The sequence below is a fragment of the Microbacterium sp. B19 genome, from assembly GCF_000333395.1.
In the GTDB taxonomy this organism is placed as follows: domain Bacteria; phylum Actinomycetota; class Actinomycetes; order Actinomycetales; family Microbacteriaceae; genus Microbacterium.
Genome location: NZ_BADA01000217.1, coordinates 1 through 19,475, shown reverse-complemented (window position 1 = coordinate 19,475; position 19,475 = coordinate 1). Strand labels below are relative to the sequence as shown.

Genomic DNA, 19,475 nt, shown 5'->3' with positions numbered 1-19,475 from the left:
CGGCGCCGCCCGCGGGGACGTCGGCGGCGAGGCCCTCGGCATCCGAGACGGTCTTCTCGTGATCGGCGCCGGGCAGGTTCTCGGGGGGAGTGGTCACGGTGGTCCTTCCGGTGGGGTGGGAGCCCACGCTAGGCCGCCGGGCGCAGCGCGGTGACGGGGTTGACGAGCCCGTCGACCCCGATGTCGGAGGGGCTGGATAGGCTCGGGGAGACCCCCGAAAGGAACCGCAATGCAGCAGCGTCCCCTCTCCCGCGCCGGCCGTGAGATCTCGGCCATCGGCCTCGGCACCTGGCAGCTCGGGCCCGACTGGGGCGGGGTGAGCGAAGACGCGGCGATGCAGGTCCTCGGTGCCTCGGCCGACGCCGGCGTCACGCTCTTCGACACCGCCGACGTGTACGGCGACGGGCGCTCGGAAGAGCTCATCGGCGCATTCCTGCAGAAGACGGATGCCGGGGGCATCACGGTGGCGACCAAGATGGGGCGCCGGGCAGAGCAGGTGCCCGAGAACTACACGATGGAGAACTTCCGCGCGTGGACCGACCGGTCGCGCCGCCTCCTCGCGCAGGACACGCTCGACCTGGTGCAGCTGCACTGCCCGCCGTCGGCCGTGATCGACGACGATGCCACGTACGACGCGCTGGACCAGCTGGTGTCCGAGGGCGTCCTTGCGGCGTACGGGGTGTCGGTCGAGACGATGGACCAGGCCCTCTCGGCGCTCCGTCGTCCGAACCTCACCAACCTGCAGATCATCTTCAACCCGTTCCGTCTGAAGCCGCTCGACGAGGTGCTCCCGCTCGCCGCCGAGAAGGGTGTCGCGGTGTTCGCTCGCGTTCCCCTCGCGAGCGGTCTGCTCTCGGGCAAATACACCGCCGACACGACGTTCGACAAGGACGACCACCGCACGTACAACCGCAACGGCGAGGCGTTCGACAAGGGCGAGACGTTCTCGGGCGTCCCGTTCGCCGAGGGGGTCGCCGCGGCCGACGAACTCAAGGCGGCGCTGCCGGCGGGCGTGACGCTCCCCGCGGCGACGCTCGCGTGGATCGCGTCGCGCGAGGGTGTGACCTCCGTCATCCCGGGGGCGCGCTCGGCCGAGCAGGCCGAGGCCAACGCCGCCGCGGCCGACCTGCTCGAGGGCGGGTTCGACGTGGACGCGTTCGACGCGCTCGTGCGCGACGTCTACGACCGCCGACTGCGCGCCGAGATCCACCCGCAGTGGTGAGCCTCTCCTGACATGACGGATGCCGGATCCCCGAGGGGGTCCGGCATCCGTGTTCGTGCGAGTAGACGTCAGCTGACGTCGCCGCGCCAGGCGCCGGACTCGGCGCCGCGCGACTCGATGTACTCCTTGAAGTTCTTCAGGTCCTTCTTGACCGAGTGGTCGTCGGCGCCGAACACGGCACCGGCCTTCTCGAGCAGCCCCGTGGGCTCCCAGTCGATCTGCACGGTCACGCGCGTCTCGTTGTCGGAGAGGCGGTGGAACGTGACGACGCCGGCGTGATTCTCCTCGCCGCCGACACTGTTCCACGCGACGCGCTCGTCGGGGTGCTGCTCGGTGATCTCGGCGTCGAACTCACGCTCCGCGCCCGCGATCTTGACCTTCCAGTGCGTGAGCGTGTCGGTCTTCTGCGTGATGGACTCGACGAAGCTCATGAAGTGGGGGAACTCCTCGAACTGCGTCCACTGGTTGTAGGCGACGCGGACGGGAACGTCGACGTCGATGGTTTCGATGACCTGGGCCATGATGTCCTCTCTCGGTGATCCGGGGGTCTCGGCGATCCGGGGATGCCCAGTCTTCGCGCGATCCCATTCGCCGGCCCCGGGGTTGAGGGATCGGCGGATGTGGCCTATAGGCCCCTCAGGCGCGGCCGCGCAGGATCAGGTTCCAGTACACCCACGGCAGGATCCGGCGGTCGGCGACCCACGTCGAGCGACGCTCGCGCGAGAGGGAGCGCCAGAACGGGATCGTCGGCTGCGGCTTTCCCCAGCGGTCGAACTCCGCGAACACCACCGTGCCGCGGGAGACGGTGAACGGCACGACGCTGTACCCGTCGTATCGCGCGGTCGGCGTTCCGCCGCGGAGCACAGCCCGCAGGTTCTTCGCGAGCACCTTCGCCTGCGGCCGGATCGCGCCGCCGGAGGGCCGCGTCGCGACGCGCGCGGCGTCGCCGAGCGACCACACGTCGGGGAAGCGGCGATGCCGGAGCGTCTCCGGATCCACGTCCACGAAACCGTGCGCGTCGTCGGGGTCGGCCAGTCCGCTCCCCGCGATCCACTCCGGCGCCCGCTGCGGCGGGACCGCGTGCAGCACGTCGTACGCGAGTGTCTCCTCGACGTCGCCGTGACCGATCGTGAGCGTGCGGGTCGTGGCATCCACGCTCCGCACCTCGCGGGAATACCGCACCTCGACGCCGTACGCCTCGAGCACGCGGCGAAGTTCGCGATCGACGTCCGGGATGCCGAACGGCACCGGGTCGGGCAGGACCAGGATGACGCGGATGTCGTCGAGCACCCCGAGCGCGCGCCACCAGTCGCACGCGAGGTACAGGGGCTTCTGCGCGGCGGCTCCGCACGAGGCCGGTTCGGGAGGCTGGGTGAACACGACCGTACCGCTGCGGAGGTCCCGCAGCGTGGGCGAGGCCTTCGCCGCGAGGGCGAGGTCGTAATTGGACACGCCCTCGGGTGCGGCCATGGCCTCGGGGAGCCCGGGGATCGCGTCCCACGCCAGCCGCAGGCCCGCCGCGACGATGAGCTGGTCGTAGTCGAGGTGGCCGCCGGAGACCAGGTGCACGCGGTGAGCGTCGGCGTCGACCGTGAAGACCGCGTCGCGCAGCCAGCGGACGCCGGGTGGGATGACGTCGGCCTGCGGGCGCGACGCTTGCGAGGCGCGCGCAGTGCCGCCGGCGATGTGGGACTGCAGCGGGGCGTACACGTGCGTCTCGCGCGGTTCGATCACCGTGATGTCGCCGAGGCGGGCGCGGTGGAGGCGCCCGGCGATCGAGAGGCCGGCGTTGCCGCCCCCGATCACCACGATCCGCGGGGGCGCAGTGGGGGAGTCGGGCATGCGGCATCCTTCCGTTCCGGTCAGCACACCCCGGATGCGCGCGAGGAGGCGACGGGGTTGACAGGGGGGTCGCCGAGCGGGTCGACGAAGGTCGTGACCTTCGCTCCCGTTCCGACCGCGGCGCGGAGCGGGCGCCGTTCGCGCCGGTCGCGAACGCTGTCAAGGGGGCAGGAGTCGCGACAGGCGGACGGTGGGATGGAGGAGTCGTCGACCCGGCGGCGCGTGCGGTCACCGCACGGACGACCGAAAGGATCCCCCATGAGCGACGTCTCGTCCGACCCGACCATCCCCGCCGGCCCCGACGGCGTGACGGGTGTGCAGCCGCTTCGCGACGGCGACACCTCGATCGAACCCGATCCCGCACTCGACCCCGCGCAGGCGGAATGGGATGCCACGACCGCCATCGACGAGGGGGTCGACCCGGCCGACCTGGACCCGGCGACCGCGACGGGTGCCGACCCGGCCGAGATCCCCGCGGACGACGCCGACATCCCGCTCGAGGACGTGCATCCGGAGTCCACCGGCACCGACTCGCAGGGTCAGGACCCGGGCGTGGTCGAGCTCGGCGAGGAGGGCCAGGGCGACCTCGCGCCCGAGGACCTCTGAGGCATTCGACGCGGCGCTTGCGCCGTTCGGCTAATGGGCGTAGCTTATGGCTATGGACATTAGCCAACTTCAGGTGGACGGCGGCCGGCTGGCCGTCGAGGTGCGCGGGGAGGGCCCCCTCGTGGTGTGCTCGCCCGCGATGGGCGACGAGCGCGACGCGTTCGGACCGCTCGCCGACCGGCTCGTGGCACGCGGGTACCGGGTGGCCCTCGTCGATCTGCGCGGGCACGGCGACAGCGACACGACCTTCGCCGAGTACGGCGACCAGGCGACGGCGGGCGACCTGGTCGCCGTCGTCGAAAGACTCGGCGGCGGACCCGCGATCCTCGCCGGGGCCTCGATGAGTGCGGGCGCCGCGATCATCGCGGCCGGCACGCGGCCCGACCTCGTGTCCGGCCTCGTGCTCCTCGGACCGTTCGCCCGCAATGGCAACGCGGCGATGAGCGCACTCCTGCGTGTGCTGCTCGCGCGGCCGTGGGGTCCCGCGGTGTGGCGCGGCTACTCCGCCTCGCTGTGGCCGGGTCTCGGCGCGGGCGCGCGCGAACGGGCCGCGCACCTGTCGCGCCGGCTCGCGCGGCCCGGGCGCTGGAGCGCCTTCTCCCGCACGACCCGCGTCGATCACTCGGTCGTCGCCCCGTTCCTGCCGCGCGTGACCGCGCGGTCGCTCGTCGTCATGGGTGCGGCGGACCCCGACTGGAAGGACCCGGCCGCCGAAGCCGCGTGGCTCGCCGGCGAACTCTCCGCCGAGGTGCAGCTCGTCCCGGGCGTCGGCCACGCGCCGATGCTCGAGGCCCCCGACCTCGTGGCTGATCGCGTCTTCTCGTTCCTCGCGGAGGTGAGCGGTGCCGCGGGCCGGTCTTGACGCCGAGGTCGTCGTGCGCCGCGCCGCCGAGCTCGTGGATGCCGAAGGCGTGGCATCCCTGTCTCTGGCCCGCGTCGCGACGGCGCTCGGGGTGGCCGCGCCGAGCCTGTACAAACACGTCGGCGGGCTGGGCGATCTGACAGACCGCGTCGCGCTCGCCGCGACCCGGGCCTTCGGCGAGGCGCTCGCGCGATCCTCGCGCGGGGTGTCGTCGCGAGAAGCCCTGGGCTCGCTCGCGGCGGCGTATCGCGGGTTCGCGCGCGAGCGCCCGGGCATGTACGCGCTGGCGCAGCGTGGGGGAGCGGGGCCCGAGTGGGAGGAGGCGGCGGCTGCCCTCGTCGACGAGATCACTCGTGCGCTCGCCGGGTACGGCGCCGCCGCGGCCGACGTGCACCGGATCCGCTACGTGCGCTCGGCTCTGCACGGGTTCACGGATCTCGAGCGGGTCGGCGGCTTCCGTCAGTCGGCGTCGGTCGACGAGACGTTCGCCCGTCTCGTGGACGCGCTGGATGCCGAGCTCTCCCGGCCCGCGGAGGACGCGCGCGCCGCGGAGTGACGGCGCCGGAGCTGACGCGCATCAGTCCTCGGTGCGGAACCCCGCGGGTTTGTGGGTCCCGTCGCAGAACGGCTTGATCGTCGACAGACCGCACCGGCACAAGGCGACCGTGCGGCGGTGCTTCTCGATCGGGTTGCCGGCGGCGTCGCGCAGGTCGACGTCGCCCCGTACGAGGAGGGGACCGTCGGGGTACGCGGTGATCCGCGGCGGCTCGGCGGTCATCGGACCTCCTCGGCGTCCGCGCGCAGCGACGATGCACCGCGCGACCAGGCGTCGAGCAGGTGCTCGCCGACGCGGCCGTCGACGCTGAGGCACGCGGCTGCGCCGAACAGGATGTCGGGGAGCAGGTCCGGCCGGTCCTCGGCGAGGCTGCCAGCGAGGTCGCGCGCGGCGATCTGCTCGTGGACGGCGTCGGCCTCGACGTGCTCGTCGAAGTAGCCGCAGACGTCGTCGCCGAAGCCGAGGCGGCGCAGGCCCTCGGCGTAGAGCCGGTTGGGGATCGACGAGGTCATCTCGAACGCGGCGAGGTGCCCGACGATCGCGCCGAGGAGGCGCCGGTTCAGGCCGAACATCGACATCGCATTGTGCGAGGCGAGCGTCACGGCCGGGACGTCGTCGACGTACGCTCCGTAAGCGTCCGAGAGGCCGGCGCCGCGCACGGCTCGGGCGAACAGTTCGGCGTGCATGCGCCCTTGGGTGCCGCCGCCGTACTCGTCGGACTGGATCTCGACCAGCGCGGCCTTGGGGCGGCCCGTCAGGCGCGGGATCGCCCACGAGTGCGGGTCGGCCTCGCGCAGCGTGTAGATCGTCCGGTGCACCAGGAACTCATGCGCCTGATCCAGCGTCGCCTTCTTCGCGAGGTAGCGCGAGAGACTCGGGCCGGTGTCGGCGGCGGTCAGCGCGAACAGCGCACGGGCCACGGCATCCGCGGTCGCCGCGGGGAGATCGGGCTCGGGCAGGCGCGCCCGCAGTGCGGCCTCGAACGCCCGCTCGATCACCCCGCGCGTGGCGATGAGCGAGGGGTCCCACTCGAGTTCCGGGTCGAACGCCGCGATCGACCCGTAGGCCGAGGCATACAGCGCGAACAGAGCCACCTGCAGGTCGTCGTCGGTCTCGACGTCGGGGGAGGATGCCACGGCCGCATCGGCGAGTACCGTGTGGTTCGTCGCCGCGCGCGCGCTGAGGTGGTGCAGGACGGCGGCGCTCACCGGACCGCGCGGTGTGAAGGGGAGGGCGGGCGCGTCATCGGCGTCGATGGCGGCCAGCGGATCATGGGGGGAGAGGATCGCGGACACCGGAGCACTCTGCGGGCGTCTCGCCGGATCACCGAGCCCCTTGACAAGGGCGGAGGGGGTGACCGGACGGCCACCCCCTCCGGTCGATCACTGCTCGATCGGCTGCGGGGTGCTCTCGTGGGCGTTCTCGTGCGCGGCGATGACGTCGTGCCCGTCGTCGGTCGAGACCGAGATCCGACGCGGCTTGGCCTTCTCACTCACCGGGATCGTGACCGAGAGCACACCGTTGCGGTACGCGGCGCTGATGCGCTCGGTATCGATGCCCTGGCCGAGGTTCAGCTGGCGGACGAACGAGGCGGTCTCGCGCTCGCGCGTGATCCACTTCACGTCGTCGCCCGCGGCGAGCGTGCGCTCCGCGCGGATCGTGAGCAGCTGGCCGTCGACGTCGATGTCGACCGAGCCGGGGTCGACGCCCGGGAGGTCGGCGGACAGGACGTAGTGGTCGCCGTCGCGGTACAGGTCCATCGGCATGCGTCGCGGTCCGCCGCGGCGGGCGTCGAGGAGCGTCGACGCGAGGCGGTCGAGGTCGCGGAAGGGGTCGTAAGTGGCCATGGTCGTTCTCCTTTTCGATCGGTCCGGACGTGGCATCCGGAGAGTTCGTCGAAGTTGAGTCGTTTGCGCTCAACTTGAGATCAGATTAGCACTCTGGGATAGAGAGTGCCAAGGAGTTTGGCGCTCGACCGGTCCGCGTCGTGCCGGGCCGTCTGCGGGAACCGAGTGCCCGGCGGGCCGCGGGGGACGGTAGCGTCGTGAGGTGACCGATCCTCCCGCGACGACACCGCTCGTGCGGGCGCTCTGGGGCGCAACCCACCCCGGACCGACGCTCGTCGTCACGACCCTGTCCCTCGCGCTCGGCGTCGCGGCCGGTCTCGAACCGTGGCGGCTAGTGCTGCTCGTCGTCGCGGTCTTCGCCGGGCAGGTGTCGGTCGGACTCTCGAACGACGCGATCGACGCGGCGCGCGATCTGGCGGTCGGCCGGACGGACAAACCGATCGCGACCGGCGCTCTCACCCCCGGGCGTGCGCTCGCGGTGGCGGTGGCATCCGTGGCCGTCGCGTTCGTCCTCTCCCTGCCGCTCGGGCCGGGACTCGTCGCCGCCCACACGATCGCCCTGGGCTCGGCCTGGGCCTACAACGCGGGCCTCAAGTCCACGCCGGTCTCGATCGTCCCGTTCCTGCTGAGTTTCGGTGTCTTCCCGTCGTTCGCGACGCTGGCCGCACCGCAGCCTGCGCTCGCCGCTCCCTGGGCCTCGCTCGCCGGCATGGCGTTGGGGGCGGCGGTGCACCTGACCAACGTGGTGCGCGACCTCGACGACGACCGCGAGACCGGAGTGCGCGGTCTGCCGCACCGCCTCGGGGCGCGGGCGAGCGTGATCGTCGCGGCTGCGGGGATCGTCCTCGGCGCCGTCGCCGTGCTCGTCGGGTCCGGCGGTGGCATCGTCGGGGCGGTGTTCTTCGCCGCCGTGGTCGCGGTCGCGGCAGCCACGATCGTAATGGCCGTGCGGCGTCGCCCCGGCCGCGCCGTGTTCCAACTCACGATGCTCGCCGCCTTGCTCCTCGCCGCTCAGCTCGTCCTCACGTGACGGGCGGCCGCAGCCTCACCGGGCGCGGCCGTGACGCGGGTCGGCGTGGCCTGTGCGTCACGACCCCCGCGCCGCCGCGTCGAACCCCATCGCATACGCCCGCGTGAACACCGCGCCGCCCGGGCCGCGAAGGAGCGCCCGCAGGCTGGCGGACCGGATGCCGTGCCCCACCGTCGATACACCCCGGCCGAGCATCGTGTTCAGGAACGCCAGGCGCGCGGCGTGCCGCGCGGAGGCGAGCCGCCGCCGTTCCCAGGCGGCCACCTCGTCCGGCTCGTGCCCGCGAACCCACTCGGACAGCAGCGGTGACAGTGTCAGGGCATCCAGCAGCCCGAGGTTCATGCCCTGCCCGCCGATCGGGCTCACCTCGTGCGCCGCGTCGCCCACGACTAGCACGCGTCCTCGCCTTAGCGCGGGCGCCACCGCCCGTCGCACCCGAAAAGTCGAGGCATCCGAGGTATCGACGTCCAGCCGCAGGCGCTCCGCCAGTGCGGTGCGGAGGAACTCGGCGGCATCCGGAACGTCCGACGTCCCGGCCCACGCGACGAGCCGCCGCCTCCCGTCCGGCAGTGGAAAGGACTCGACGACACCCCCGCGCTCGAGGTGCACGAGCGCGGTCGCATCGCCGGGCACCGCGACATCGACCATCGCGTATCGATCCGGGTAGTGCCGCGTGCGCACGGCTCCCGGACGGTACACGAGCTCGCGCCCCGCCCATCCCGAGGCCACGACGACCACCCGCGCGCGGCGTTCGGTTTCACCGTCCGGTCCGGTCGCCCGCACCGTTACCGAGGAGCCGTCCTCGCGGAACCCGGTCACCCGGACACCTCGTTCCACGGGCGGCGCGAGGCGGGTCAGCACGTCCACGGTGTCGGCCTGCGGCAGCGCCGCGACGTACGGATGCCGCGCCCGCAGCCGGTCGAACCGGATCGCGGCGAGCATCCTTCCGTCCGCCCGCGCCTCCCCACGGCGAATCCGCACGGCGCGCGCGAGCAGCGCGTCGGTCGCCCCGGAGAGTTCCAGGTGCGCGAGAGAGGGAGAGTGGATGCCGATCGCCCGCGTCCCGGCATCCAGTTCGCTCCGCCGTTCGAGGATCGTCGCGTCGATTCCGCGCGCACGCAGGTCGGCGCCGAGCGCGAGGCCGACGGGGCCCGCTCCCACGATCAGCACGTCAGCCATGGTCGGCCGTCCCCTCGGAGATCGCGAGGACACGGAAGGGCGCGGGCGTCGCGACGCGCCACGGGTCGCCCAGCGTCCGCGCGAGCTCGTCCGCCCGGTAGCTGCGCCGGATCGAGCGCAGGCCGTCGGTGCGCAGAAACGTGCCCGGCGCGAGGGGCGTCACTCCGACGGCGTACAGGCCGTAGGCGAGGCGGCTCCGGGCGATATCGGCGTGCAGCACGGCAGACCGTGCGAGGGCCCGCGAATCGTCCGTGAACTCCCGTAGCTGTGCCGTGTCGAGGTGATGCAGCACGTGATTCGACAGCACGAGGTCGAACCGCTCTCCGTCGGCGAGCAGCTCCGCCGAGCCGCGCGACACGAACTGCACCCCGGGCCGCTCGCGCTCCCGCGCAGCCTCGAGCGCCCGAGGGTCGGGGTCGGCGCCGACCCAAGCCACCTCGAGGCCGTCCCGAGCCGCGAGGCCGGCGAGGCGCACCACGACATCACCACCGCCGCACCCGAGGTCGAGAACCCGTGCGGGCCGGCCGAGCGCCCGGAGCCGAGGTCGGACGTGCGCGCGGTACACGCCGCCCCAGCCGGACACCGCACGGTTCACGAGGTCGAAGCGGCGATACGTCGCGGCGAGGCGCCGCGGGTCGCAGTCCGGGTCGTCCATGAGTTCCTCGAGCACGCTGTCGCGGTGCGCGAGGTCGGGCCAGAGGCGCCCGCGCGCGCGGTCGGCGTGCCGCACCCCCGAGCCGCTCACGCCTCCGGACGGCGCAGCACGAGGCGCGCCGCCTCCACGGTGAGTCCCGGGCCGAACGCCAGCGCCGCCACGCGATCACCGTCGGTTCGCGCCGCGTCGGCGAGCAGGTCCCGCAGGATGAAGAGCAGCGTCGCGCTCGACATGTTGCCGTGCGCGCGCAGCACCTCGCGGGAGGGCGCGAGGGCCGTGGCATCCAGGTCGAGGGCCGCCTCGACGCGGTCGAGGATGCTCCGACCGCCCGGGTGCACCGCCCACGCGTCGACCTCGGCGAGGTCGCCGAGCACGTCGGCCGCGATCGCCGCGATCTCGCGCCCGATGATGCGCGGCACCTCCGGCGTGAGGGTCATCTCGAAGCCCGAATCGCCGACGGTCCACGACATGTCCTTCTCGCCCTCGTCGGTGACGAACGTCGCGAAGCCCTCCAGGTCGAGTCCCGGACGGTCCGCGTCGGTCGCGGCGACGACCGCCGCTGCGGCCCCATCGGCGAACACCGACGCGGCGACGATCTGGTCGGGATGCGACGACGTCTGCCAATGCAGCGAGCACAGCTCCGCCGCGGCGACGAGCACGACGGCGGCAGGGTCCGCCGCAACGATCCGCGCGGCGAGTCGCAGGGCGGGGATCGCCGCCGCGCACCCGATGAACCCGAGGTGGTACCGCTCCACGGTGGGGGAGAGGCCGAGATCGCGCACGAGGAGATAGTCCGGGCCGGGCGCGAACATGCCCGTGCACGACACCGTCACCACGTGCGTCACCGCGTCGCGTCCGAACCCCGACCCGTCGAGCGCCGCCGTCGCGGCCTCGGCGAACAGGGCCGGCGCGGTGCGCCGGTATTCGTCGTTGCGCGCACCCGTGGGCGGCATGGTCAGCTCACCGTCCGACAGCGCCGCGAGTCCGTCGGCCGAACCTCCGGCGAGCTGCGGGAGCACCGTGTGGCGCGTGTCGATGGCCGCGGCGTCGAACGCGGCGCCCACCAGGCGCTGGCTGCGCCGATCGAATCCGGGCTGGGCGGCGAAGAGGTCGCGCAGCGCCGACTGGGTCACACGGGTGCGGGGCAGAGCCGTGCCGATCGAGAGGATGCTCGCGGTCATGACTCACTGTAGGCACGGTTGTGGCCGACGGCGCCGGGGATGGTGCCACCGCCCTGCCCCGTCTATGGTGCCTGCGCCGATGGAGGGGCGCTCAGGCCGCGAGCACCTCGGGCAGCACCAGTTCCTCGATTGCGCCGCGATAGTCGGCGATCATGCGTCGGCGGTCGAGGCGCCCGCGCGAGGAGATGGCCGCGGACCTCAGCTCGATGCGTCGCGACAGGGCTTCGTGCCAGGCTCCCGCGATGGCGTTCGCGTCGCGCGGGGTCACGAGCCCGAAGCCTGCGACGACGCGCGCGGCGTCGCCGACGTCCGTGGTCACGGGGATGGCTCCGGATGCCGCCCCCTCCGCGAGGCACAGGGGCGAGGCTTCCCCGAAGGCGCTCGTGAGCGCGACGACGTCGGCGATCCGGTAGAGCGCGGGCATGTCCTCGCGCAGTCCGAGCGCGTGCAGCGCGACGCCCGCGCCCAGACCGGAGTCAGCGACGAGCGCCCCGAACCCGGGGTTCGCGAACGTCATGCCCGACCCGCACAGGACGTAGTGCGCGCCCGGGTGCCGGCGCGAGTGCCGCGCCACGGCATCCAGGAAGAGGCCCGGGTCTTTCATCGCGTCGAACCGCGCCGCGAGTAGCACGACGGGGGCTGTCTCCGGGATGCCGAGGGACTCGCGGATGCCACGCCGTTCGGCGCGCGTCCCCGGGCGGAACCGGCGCGTGTCGATGCCGTTGTCGATCACCCACGCGTGCGTCGTGGCGACGCCGGCGCGCGTGTACGCGAGCGACGTCGACGCCGCGCACGAGATCGTGGCCGACACCGCGCCCGAGGTGCCGGCATCCACGAGCCATCCCAGGGCCGGGCCGGAGTGCGTGGGGTCGGAGCGGTGCAGGCACGCCGCGGTGGGGCGGTCCGGCAGCATCCCCGCGCGATCGAGCGCGACGATGAGGCTGAGCGGCTGCTCCTTGAGGGAGAGCACGATGTCGGCTTCCGCGATGAGGTTCGCGGCGTGCGCCAGCTCCGCCGCCGTGAACGAGTCCGGCGTCATCGGGTGGTCGCCGGCGACCCGATCGAACGTGTCGATCCGCACGCCCGCGGCGCGAAGCGACCGGAACCGGGTGTCGTCGTGGGCGTGCTGCAGCGACGCGTCCCGGCGGGCCGCGGAGGTGAGCGACAGGATGCTGTGCTCCTGACCGCCCCCGGCATGAAGACCGGCGACGACGTCGGAGTGGAGGATGCGGGCTCCTCCGGCGAAGAATCCCTCGTACAGGGACAGCACGCGCACGGGTCGGTTCATGGCGATCGCTTTCCGGGGAGGGGCGCCGACGAGCGGAGCCGTACCGATCACCGCGGTTTGCGGTTTCCCCATGCTGCGGGGTCGGCCCCCGGTGGCGGGTTACGTCGCGAAGACCATTGCGTGAACGCGTGAGACGCTGAATAGCCGGTCACGACACGGCCGCACGGCAGCGTGCAAGACTCCGCGGCGGACGCGCCGCACCAGTACGATCGGGGGTCGTGCAGAACTCCTCGGACGCGTCACCGACATCGGAACTCGGACGCGCGCTCCTCGCCTACGACGAAGCGCGCCGCGCCGCCATGGCGGAGGCGCGCCGGGCGCTGTCGCTCAACGAGCTGGACGCGAAGGCGCTGGTGTTCGTCGCCCAGAATCCGGGCGCCCGTCCCTCGCATGTGCGCGACCACCTGGGCATCACCTCCGCCGGCGTGACCACTCTGATCGACCGCCTGGTGCAGCGCGGTGCCGTGCGTCGCGACCTCGACGAGGAGGACCGGCGAGTGAACCACATCACCGCGACGGTGGACCTGGACTCTCCGCCGTGGTGCTCGCTGCGCGGATTCGACAACGGCGTGGAAGCGGCGATCACGGCGATGGACCCCGCCGAGGCCGACCTCATCACGGCCGCCTTGCAGCGCCTCACGGCGGCGGGCACCGCGGCGGCCCGCTGATCCGCGTCTCGACCGGAGAGACCGCGAGAGCCCGCGAGTCTCAGGGGTGCGAGGCGAGGAACGCTTCCGCTCGCGCCTGAAGGAACGCGCACAGCGCCGACAGCATCGCCAGTTCGCCCGAGAGCGCGAGGACGCGCGCCGAACCCAGCGGAGCCGCGGTCTCGCGTGGCTCGAAGGTGACGGTCCAGCCGGTGGCGTCCGGCTCGGTGTCGGGCGCCACGTAGAACGTGGTCGAGACGCTGCGCAGCTGCGCCGCGATCAACCCGGTATCGGAATCTCCATCGGCATCCTGCGGGATGACGCGGAGAATTCCTGCATCGTCGTAGCCGAGCGCGCGAAAATCCTCGATCCACGACTGCAACGTGGTCATCGTCCGATAGGGCATGTGGTGTCCCAACTTCTGAGCGCGCGGCGGGGCTGCGACTCCCACGATTATGGATGCTCTCGGGCACCGTGCGCATTCCGGCCGGGAATGGGACCGGTTCCATGCCACAAAACCCTCGTGCGCGCAACGGTCTATCCACTTTCGGCAAGAGCAATCTAGGAAGTGCGCGTGGAGCATACGCACGTCGAGACCAGAGACACGGCGACAGTGGAGGAGATGTGGCAGACGGTCGTCCCCGGCGCCCGCATCTCCCGGGCCGACCAGATCCAACCCGCCTTCGTCTTCCACGGGGCCGCGGAGCCCGGATTCGGGTTCTGTGACTGGACGATGGGGTCGACGATGCTCATCGAGTCCGACCCCGGCGACCAGATGATCGTCGGGCGGATCGCCGGCCCCCGGATCCGCGCCACTTATCGGCGCGAACACATCGACACCACGGTTCCCTTCGTGGTGGTCGACCGACCGCTGGAGATCGCCTTCTCGGGACGTGTCGCCGGGACGGCGGTGTCGTTCGCCCGCACCGACGTCGACGAGGCGGCGCGGCGGCTCTCCGGGGACGACGCCCTCCGCGTGCGGCCGGCCGGACACGCCCCGATCTCAGAGCAACGGCTGCGCTACTGGACTCGGACGTGGGAGTACGGCCGCGACGTGCTGCTGCGCTCGACCGAGCGCGCGCCCCTGGTCGAGCAGCAGGTGCGCTCGCTGCTGCTCGAGGCGTCGCTGCTGACCTTCCCGTCGAGTTTCACCGAGGCGCTCGCCGCCGGGCGATCGGCCCGGCCGCTCCCCGCGCCGGTGCGCCGCGCGAAGGCGTACATCGAGGCCCACGCGACGGGACCGATCGCGCTCGCCGATATCGCTCAGGCGGCGCGTCTCTCGCCGCGCGGCCTCCAGTACGCGTTCCGTACGGCCACCGGTCGGACGCCGATGCAGTACGTCCGGCGGGTGCGTCTGGATGCGGCGCGCGCGGACCTGCGCACCGCCGACCCGTCGGTCGACACCGTGGCCGCGATCGCCGCGCGCTGGGGATTCTCCAACCTCGGCCGGTTCGCCGCGATGTACCGGGGAGAGTTCGGCGAGACCCCCTCCACCACCCTCCGGTCCTGAGGCTCGCCCGACGGATCAGTGCCCGCCGAGCCTCCCGCTCAGTCGGTCGTGGAGACGCGCGGTCTGCGCATTCATCCCGACGATCTCGACGTTCGTGCCGAGGCGGGCGTACCGGGTCTCGACCGCATCGAGCGCGGCCACGGTCGAGGCGTCCCAGATGTGCGAACCGGAGAGGTCGATCTGCACGCGGGCGGGGTCGCGCGAGTAGGCGAACTTCGTGGTGAGGTCGTTGCTCGAGGCGAAGAAGAGCTCGCCCTCCACCCGGTAGCGGGCGACGTCGGCGTCGACCTCGCGGTGCACCCGGGTGACTCCGGCCACCCGCCGGGCGAACAGCACGGCGGCCACGATCACGCCGACGCCGACCCCGATCGCGAGGTTGTGGGTCCACACCGTCACCGCCACCGTCGCCACCATCACGGTCGTCTCGCTCAGTGGCATCCGCCGGAGGGAGGACGGGCGGATGCTGTGCCAGTCGAACGTGGCGATCGAGACCACGATCATGACGGCCACCAGGACGGCCATCGGGATGACCGCGACCACGTCGCCGAGGACCAGCACCAGGACCAGGAGGAAGACCCCGGCGAGGAAGGTGGAGATGCGCGTGCGCGCGCCGGATGCCTTGACGTTGATCATCGTCTGGCCGATCATCGCGCACCCGCCCATCCCGCCGAAGAAGCCGGACAGGACGTTCGCCGCGCCCTGGCCGAGGGACTCGCGCGTCTTCGATGACGGGGTGTCGGTGATCTCATCGACCAGGGCGGCGGTCATGAGCGACTCGAGGAGACCCACGACGGCCATCGCGAGGGCGAAGGGGAAGATGATCGCCAGCGTCTCGAACGTGAAGGGCACGTTCGGCAGCAGGAGCATGGGCAGGCTCTCGGGGAGTGCGCCCTGATCTCCCACGGTGGGCACGGAGATGCCGAACACGACCGCCGCGCCGGTGAGGAGCACGATGGCCACCAGCGGCGCCGGGATCGCACGCGTCACACGAGGCAGCAGGTACATGATCGCCAGGCCCGCCGCCGTCAGCGGGTACACCATCCACGGCACGCCGATCAGCTGCGGGACCTGCGCGACGAAGATCAGGATGGCGAGGGCGTTGACGAACCCGACCATCACGCTGCGGGGGATGTAGCGCATGAGCTTCGCCACGCCGAGGAGCCCCAGGGCCACCTGCAGGATGCCGCCGAGGATCACGGTGGCCAGCAGGTAGTCCACGCCGTGCTCGCGGGCGACGGGAGCGATGACGAGCGCGATCGCCCCCGTCGCTGCGCTGATCATCGCGGGGCGGCCGCCGAGGAAGGCGATCGCGACGGCCATGACGAACGACGAGAAGAGTCCCAGTCGCGGGTCGACTCCCGCGATGATCGAGAACGCGATCGCCTCCGGGATCAGGGCGATCGCCACGACGAGGCCGGCGAGCACCTCTCGGGTGAGCAGTCGGGGGGAGCGCAGCGCCTGACCCACGGTGGGTTCGGGGCGCGGGCGGGCGAGGACGTCGGTCACGGGGGCTCCGGAGGGGCGGGGGAGAATGGGGGCGGTCGCGAGTGCGACCGTCAAACTCTACCGTAACGTGAGGGTTACGGGATCGGGGATGCCATGGATCACGCCCGACCGATGCAGATCGGCGAGCTCGCGGAGCGGACGGGATTGTCGATCCGCACGCTGCGGCACTACGACGAGATCGGCCTCCTGCGCCCTTCGGCCCGCTCCGAGGGCGGCTTCCGGCTCTACACCGCCGAGGACGAGTCCCGCCTTCTGCTGATCCGCCGGATGAAGCCGCTCGGCTACTCGCTCGAGCAGATGGGGGAGCTGCTCGCCGTCGTCGACGGACTGGACGCCGATCCCGGTGACGCGGCTCTGCGCGCCCGGCTGGACGGCATCCGCGAGGAGGCGATCACGCGGCGCGACGACCTGCGCCGACAGCTCGCCGCCGCCGACGAGTTCCTCGTGCAGTTGGCCGCACGGTGACCGACCACCGCATCGACCTGGTCGGCTTCGGCCTGCGTCTGGCCCCCGCGCACCCCGACGACGCGATCGAGGCGTGGCCCCTCACCGACGCCGATCTGTGGCGCGGAATGACGACGCCGTGGCCCACGACCGTCGAGGAGTACGCCGAACGGGTCGATCAGCAGCGGGCGACGCCCGGCATGTTCGCCTTCACGGTCCGGGATGCCGACACCGGCCGGGTGCGCGGATCCACCACGTTCTACGACCACGTGCCCGCGCAGGGGCGCGTCGAGATCGGGACGACCTGGTACGGGCGGCCGTTCCAGGGCGGTCGCACCAACCCGGCGGCCAAGATGCTGCTGCTGACCCACGCGTTCGAGGCGTGGGGCCTCAACCGCGTGGCGCTCCGCTGCGACGCCCGCAACGATCGCAGCGCCCGCGCCATCCAGCGCCTCGGCGCCGTGCCCGAGGGTCGGCTGCGCCGGCACCGGATCGCCGCGGACGGGACGGTCGGCGACACGCTGTACTTCTCGATCCTGCGCGACGAGTGGCCTCAGGTGCGGGCGGGACTCGAGGCGCGGTTGCGCGCCTGACGCCGAGACCTGAGCTGCGGAGGGGATTCGGCGAGGGGAGGATGCCGCGGCCCCGGACGATCCTCCGCCGGCCGGATCTCCTCCCGTCGCAGGGCGTGCGCGGCGTTCGTCCGCGTCAGTCTCCCGCCGCGGCGGCGGCGCGGCGGCGGGCGAATTCCCGCGCCTCGGCGAACAGCTCGAGGTCGATCTGGACGTGGCGGCGGGCGAGTTCCGCGGCCTCGTCGGGGCTCGAGCGCACGATGGAGGCGACGATCGCGTCGTGCTCGCGGCCCGCGCGCGACTCCATGCGCCGGTGGCTCTCGCGGTCTCCCCAGGGGTGCGCGGGGGCCGAGAGCGAGAGGTGCCGCTCGTGGTCGAGGAGGATCTCGCGCAGCGCGCTGTTGTGCGCCGCGTCGATGATCGAGAGGTGCAGCAGGCTGTCCGCCCGCTGTTTCGCATCTCCCGAGTCCGCCGCGTGGAAGGCGGCGAGGTTCTCCTCCATCGCCGAGATGTCGGCATCCGTCCGCCGTTCCGCGGCCAGACGCGCGAGCGAGGAGTGCAGGAGCGAACTCGCGGTGCACGCGTCGACGAGGTCGTCCCAGCGGTCGGCGAACCAGCGGTCGACACCGACCACGACGGAGGCGGGCCACTCCTCGGCGACGAAGGTGCCCCCGGCCCGGCCTCGACGCTTCTCGATCAGTCCGCGCGCGGACAGGTCGTCGAGCGCGGCGCGGACGGTCGTGCGCCCCACCCCGAGGAGCGGGGAGAGGTCGCGTTCCGGAGGCAGGCGCGTGCCGGGCAGGAACTCGCCGACGGCGACGGCGGTGATCAGCCGCTCGGTCACGCGCTCCACGAGTGACGCGTCATCGGTCTCGGCCATCAGCTCCCCGTCGATTTCTTTCATGTTAAATCCCGAGAAAAGGTTTGCCAACGAACCTTTACTCGGTCCACCATGACTGCATGCAACGCGAGATCACCGTGCCGTTCCACGACGGCTTCACCTGGGCCCGCCTCACCGAGCCCGCCGAGCCCACCGGCCGCGCGCCGCTGTTCGTCCTCCACGGGGGTCCGGGCATGGCGCACGACTACGTCAAGAACCTCGACGCCCTCGCGGACATCACCGGCCGCACCGTCGTGCACTACGACCAGATCGGGTGCGGGCGCAGCTCTCACCACCCCGATGCTCCCGTCGAGCAGTGGGTGCCGCAGTTCTTCGTCGACGAGTTCCACAATCTGCGCCAGGCCCTCGGCTTCGACGAGTACCACGTGCTCGGACAGTCGTGGGGCGGCATGCTCGGCGCCGAGATCGCCGTGCGTCAGCCGGAGGGGCTGCGGAGCCTGGAGATCTGCAACTCTCCGGCATCCATGGAGCTCTGGCTCGCCGGTGCGGCGCGCCTGCGGTCCGAACTCCCCGCCGACGCCCGCGCCGCCCTCGACCGTCACGAAGCCGAGGGCACCCTCGACCACCCCGACTACCTGGATGCCACGCGCCTCTTCTACGAGCGTCACGTGTGCCGCATCACGCCCATGCCGCAGGACTTCGTCGACAGCGAGCAGCAGATGCTCGCCGACCCGACGGTGTACTTCACCATGAACGGCCCCAATGAGTTCCACGTCGTCGGCACCGGCCGCGACTGGACGATCATCGACCGCCTGCCGCAGGTCGCCGTCCCCACCCTCGTCGTCGCCGGCGAGTTCGACGAGGCAACACCCGAGACGTGGGCGCCGTTCGCCGAGCACATTCCCGGCGCCCGTTCGCACGTGTTCGCCGGCGCCAGCCACTGCACCCACCTCGAGATGCCCGACGCATTCCGCGCCGTGATCGCCGAGTTCCTCGCCCCGCTTCCCTGACCCGCCCTTCGCGCCCCACCCTCTCCGCCCCACACCCGCTACGCTCCACCGTCACCCGAACAGGAGTCCCATGTCCGACACCGCCCCCGAGGCCCAGCAGTCGCTGGAGTCCTTCGGCTACAAGCAGGAGCTCAAGCGCTCCATGTCCACGCTCGACCTCGTCGTCTACGGCCTGGTCTTCATGGTGCCGATCGCCCCGTGGGCGATCTTCGGCGTCGTCTACAACGCCGCCGACGGCATGGTGCCGCTCGTCTACATCACCGGCGTGGTGGCGATGATCTTCACCGCCCTCGCGTACGCGCAGATGTCGAAGGCGTTCCCCATCGCCGGTTCCGTGTTCTCGTACGTCGGGCGCGGCATCCACCCCACGGTCGGCTTCTTCGCCGGCTGGGCGATCCTGCTCGACTACCTGCTCGTCCCCACGCTGCTCTACGTCTTCGCGGCGTCGTCGATGGCCGGCATCTTCCCGGACGTCCCGCAGTGGATCTGGGCGGTGGCGTTCGTCATCATCAACACCGTGATCAACGTGCTCGGCATCGGCTCGATCAAGCTCGCGAACCGCGTGATGCTCGGCATCCAGCTCGCCTTCGTCGTCATCTTCGTCGTCATCGCGATGGTCGCCCTCTCCTCCGGCGCGATCCCCGGTGCCGAGTTCTCGATCGCCCCGGTGGGATGCC

Annotated in this window: 23 protein-coding genes; 11 read left to right on the top strand and 12 right to left on the bottom strand. The window is 72.0% G+C overall.

The genetic code is table 11. From position 1 onward, the window contains the following. Positions 1 to 229: 229 nt before the first annotated feature. The gene (locus tag I5G_RS08170) at positions 230 to 1,222 is read left to right on the top strand and encodes an aldo/keto reductase (RefSeq protein WP_022878617.1); all 993 of its coding nucleotides are present in this window, start codon (positions 230 to 232) and stop codon (positions 1,220 to 1,222) included. Positions 1,223 to 1,290: 68 nt separating this feature from the next. Here the strand turns inward: I5G_RS08170 and I5G_RS08165 are convergent, their stop codons facing one another. Together I5G_RS08165 and I5G_RS08160 are read right to left on the bottom strand one after the other, a co-directional pair. Next, entirely contained in the window at positions 1,291 to 1,743 is a 453-nt protein-coding gene (locus I5G_RS08165; RefSeq protein WP_022878616.1) for an SRPBCC family protein, read from the bottom strand. A 115-nt stretch (positions 1,744 to 1,858) separates the two neighbouring features. Then, positions 1,859 to 3,064, bottom strand: a complete 1,206-nt coding sequence (locus I5G_RS08160) for an NAD(P)/FAD-dependent oxidoreductase (protein WP_022878615.1) — start codon at positions 3,062 to 3,064, stop codon at positions 1,859 to 1,861. A gap of 258 nt (positions 3,065 to 3,322) precedes the next feature. Between I5G_RS08160 and I5G_RS08155 the strand changes: the two genes are divergently transcribed. Genes I5G_RS08155 through I5G_RS08145 form a run of 3 tightly spaced genes read left to right on the top strand, consistent with a single transcriptional unit; the run spans position 3,323 to position 5,088 of the window. After that, positions 3,323 to 3,670, top strand: a complete 348-nt coding sequence (locus I5G_RS08155; RefSeq protein ID WP_022878614.1) for a hypothetical protein — start codon at positions 3,323 to 3,325, stop codon at positions 3,668 to 3,670. Between the two features lie 52 nt (positions 3,671 to 3,722). Beyond that, entirely contained in the window at positions 3,723 to 4,532 is an 810-nt protein-coding gene (locus tag I5G_RS08150; RefSeq protein ID WP_051038703.1) for an alpha/beta fold hydrolase, read from the top strand. After that, a complete protein-coding gene (locus tag I5G_RS08145; RefSeq protein WP_022878612.1) occupies positions 4,513 to 5,088 on the top strand; it encodes a TetR/AcrR family transcriptional regulator in 576 nt (191 codons plus the stop codon). Before I5G_RS08150 ends, I5G_RS08145 begins: the two co-directional genes overlap by 20 nt. A 21-nt stretch (positions 5,089 to 5,109) precedes the next feature. Here I5G_RS08145 and I5G_RS08140 read toward each other — a convergent pair whose 3' ends face one another. The 3 genes from I5G_RS08140 to I5G_RS08130 form a co-directional block, all read right to left on the bottom strand. Continuing rightward, a complete protein-coding gene (locus I5G_RS08140; protein ID WP_022878611.1) occupies positions 5,110 to 5,310 on the bottom strand; it encodes a CDGSH iron-sulfur domain-containing protein in 201 nt (66 codons plus the stop codon). Beyond that, positions 5,307 to 6,281 carry an iron-containing redox enzyme family protein gene (locus tag I5G_RS21400; RefSeq protein WP_239642515.1) on the bottom strand — a complete coding sequence of 325 codons (975 nt, stop codon included), beginning with the start codon at positions 6,279 to 6,281 and terminating at the stop codon, positions 5,307 to 5,309. Before I5G_RS21400 ends, I5G_RS08140 begins: the two co-directional genes overlap by 4 nt. Positions 6,282 to 6,470: 189 nt before the next feature. Then, the gene (locus I5G_RS08130; protein WP_022878609.1) at positions 6,471 to 6,935 is read right to left on the bottom strand and encodes an Hsp20/alpha crystallin family protein; all 465 of its coding nucleotides are present in this window, start codon (positions 6,933 to 6,935) and stop codon (positions 6,471 to 6,473) included. 202 nt (positions 6,936 to 7,137) lie between these two features. On the opposite strand from I5G_RS08130, the gene I5G_RS08125 reads away from it, so the two are divergent. Next, positions 7,138 to 7,965 (top strand): UbiA family prenyltransferase, encoded by an 828-nt coding sequence (locus I5G_RS08125; RefSeq protein ID WP_022878608.1) that lies wholly within the window; start codon positions 7,138 to 7,140, stop codon positions 7,963 to 7,965. Positions 7,966 to 8,022: 57 nt separating this feature from the next. Here I5G_RS08125 and I5G_RS08120 read toward each other — a convergent pair whose 3' ends face one another. From I5G_RS08120 to I5G_RS08105, 4 genes are all read right to left on the bottom strand, one after another. Then, positions 8,023 to 9,144: an NAD(P)/FAD-dependent oxidoreductase gene (locus tag I5G_RS08120; RefSeq protein ID WP_022878607.1), complete on the bottom strand. Its 1,122-nt coding sequence runs from the start codon at positions 9,142 to 9,144 to the stop codon at positions 8,023 to 8,025. Continuing rightward, complete coding sequence (locus I5G_RS08115; RefSeq protein ID WP_051038705.1) at positions 9,137 to 9,799, bottom strand: methyltransferase domain-containing protein; 663 nt, start codon at positions 9,797 to 9,799, stop codon at positions 9,137 to 9,139. Before I5G_RS08115 ends, I5G_RS08120 begins: the two co-directional genes overlap by 8 nt. Positions 9,800 to 9,885: 86 nt before the next feature. Then, positions 9,886 to 10,980 (bottom strand): type III polyketide synthase, encoded by a 1,095-nt coding sequence (locus tag I5G_RS08110; RefSeq protein WP_022878605.1) that lies wholly within the window; start codon positions 10,978 to 10,980, stop codon positions 9,886 to 9,888. Between the two features lie 91 nt (positions 10,981 to 11,071). Then, a complete protein-coding gene (locus tag I5G_RS08105) occupies positions 11,072 to 12,268 on the bottom strand; it encodes a glycosyltransferase (RefSeq protein WP_022878604.1) in 1,197 nt (398 codons plus the stop codon). A gap of 218 nt (positions 12,269 to 12,486) precedes the next feature. Here I5G_RS08105 and I5G_RS08100 point away from each other — a divergent pair, with 218 nt between their 5' ends. Further along, complete coding sequence (locus tag I5G_RS08100) at positions 12,487 to 12,936, top strand: MarR family winged helix-turn-helix transcriptional regulator (RefSeq protein WP_022878603.1); 450 nt, start codon at positions 12,487 to 12,489, stop codon at positions 12,934 to 12,936. Positions 12,937 to 12,976: 40 nt separating this feature from the next. Here the strand turns inward: I5G_RS08100 and I5G_RS08095 are convergent, their stop codons facing one another. Beyond that, entirely contained in the window at positions 12,977 to 13,306 is a 330-nt protein-coding gene (locus tag I5G_RS08095) for a hypothetical protein (RefSeq protein ID WP_148286445.1), read from the bottom strand. Positions 13,307 to 13,489: 183 nt separating this feature from the next. Between I5G_RS08095 and I5G_RS23965 the strand changes: the two genes are divergently transcribed. Next, positions 13,490 to 14,425 (top strand): AraC family transcriptional regulator, encoded by a 936-nt coding sequence (locus I5G_RS23965; protein ID WP_148286444.1) that lies wholly within the window; start codon positions 13,490 to 13,492, stop codon positions 14,423 to 14,425. 15 nt (positions 14,426 to 14,440) lie between these two features. Here I5G_RS23965 and I5G_RS08085 read toward each other — a convergent pair whose 3' ends face one another. Next, positions 14,441 to 15,931: a SulP family inorganic anion transporter gene (locus tag I5G_RS08085; RefSeq protein ID WP_022878600.1), complete on the bottom strand. Its 1,491-nt coding sequence runs from the start codon at positions 15,929 to 15,931 to the stop codon at positions 14,441 to 14,443. Positions 15,932 to 16,024: 93 nt separating this feature from the next. On the opposite strand from I5G_RS08085, the gene I5G_RS08080 reads away from it, so the two are divergent. After that, positions 16,025 to 16,396: a MerR family transcriptional regulator gene (locus tag I5G_RS08080; RefSeq protein ID WP_026095764.1), complete on the top strand. Its 372-nt coding sequence runs from the start codon at positions 16,025 to 16,027 to the stop codon at positions 16,394 to 16,396. Next, positions 16,393 to 16,968, top strand: coding sequence for a GNAT family N-acetyltransferase (locus tag I5G_RS08075; protein WP_022878598.1), 576 nt, complete (start codon positions 16,393 to 16,395; stop codon positions 16,966 to 16,968). Before I5G_RS08080 ends, I5G_RS08075 begins: the two co-directional genes overlap by 4 nt. A 115-nt stretch (positions 16,969 to 17,083) precedes the next feature. On the opposite strand, the gene I5G_RS21390 is transcribed toward I5G_RS08075, so the two are convergent. Continuing rightward, complete coding sequence (locus I5G_RS21390) at positions 17,084 to 17,851, bottom strand: FadR/GntR family transcriptional regulator (protein WP_036327057.1); 768 nt, start codon at positions 17,849 to 17,851, stop codon at positions 17,084 to 17,086. Between the two features lie 56 nt (positions 17,852 to 17,907). Between I5G_RS21390 and I5G_RS08065 the strand changes: the two genes are divergently transcribed. After that, positions 17,908 to 18,798: a proline iminopeptidase-family hydrolase gene (locus I5G_RS08065; RefSeq protein ID WP_022878596.1), complete on the top strand. Its 891-nt coding sequence runs from the start codon at positions 17,908 to 17,910 to the stop codon at positions 18,796 to 18,798. Positions 18,799 to 18,868: 70 nt separating this feature from the next. Then, a partial coding sequence (locus tag I5G_RS08060; RefSeq protein ID WP_022878595.1) for an APC family permease occupies positions 18,869 to 19,475 on the top strand: 607 nt, incomplete at its 3' end.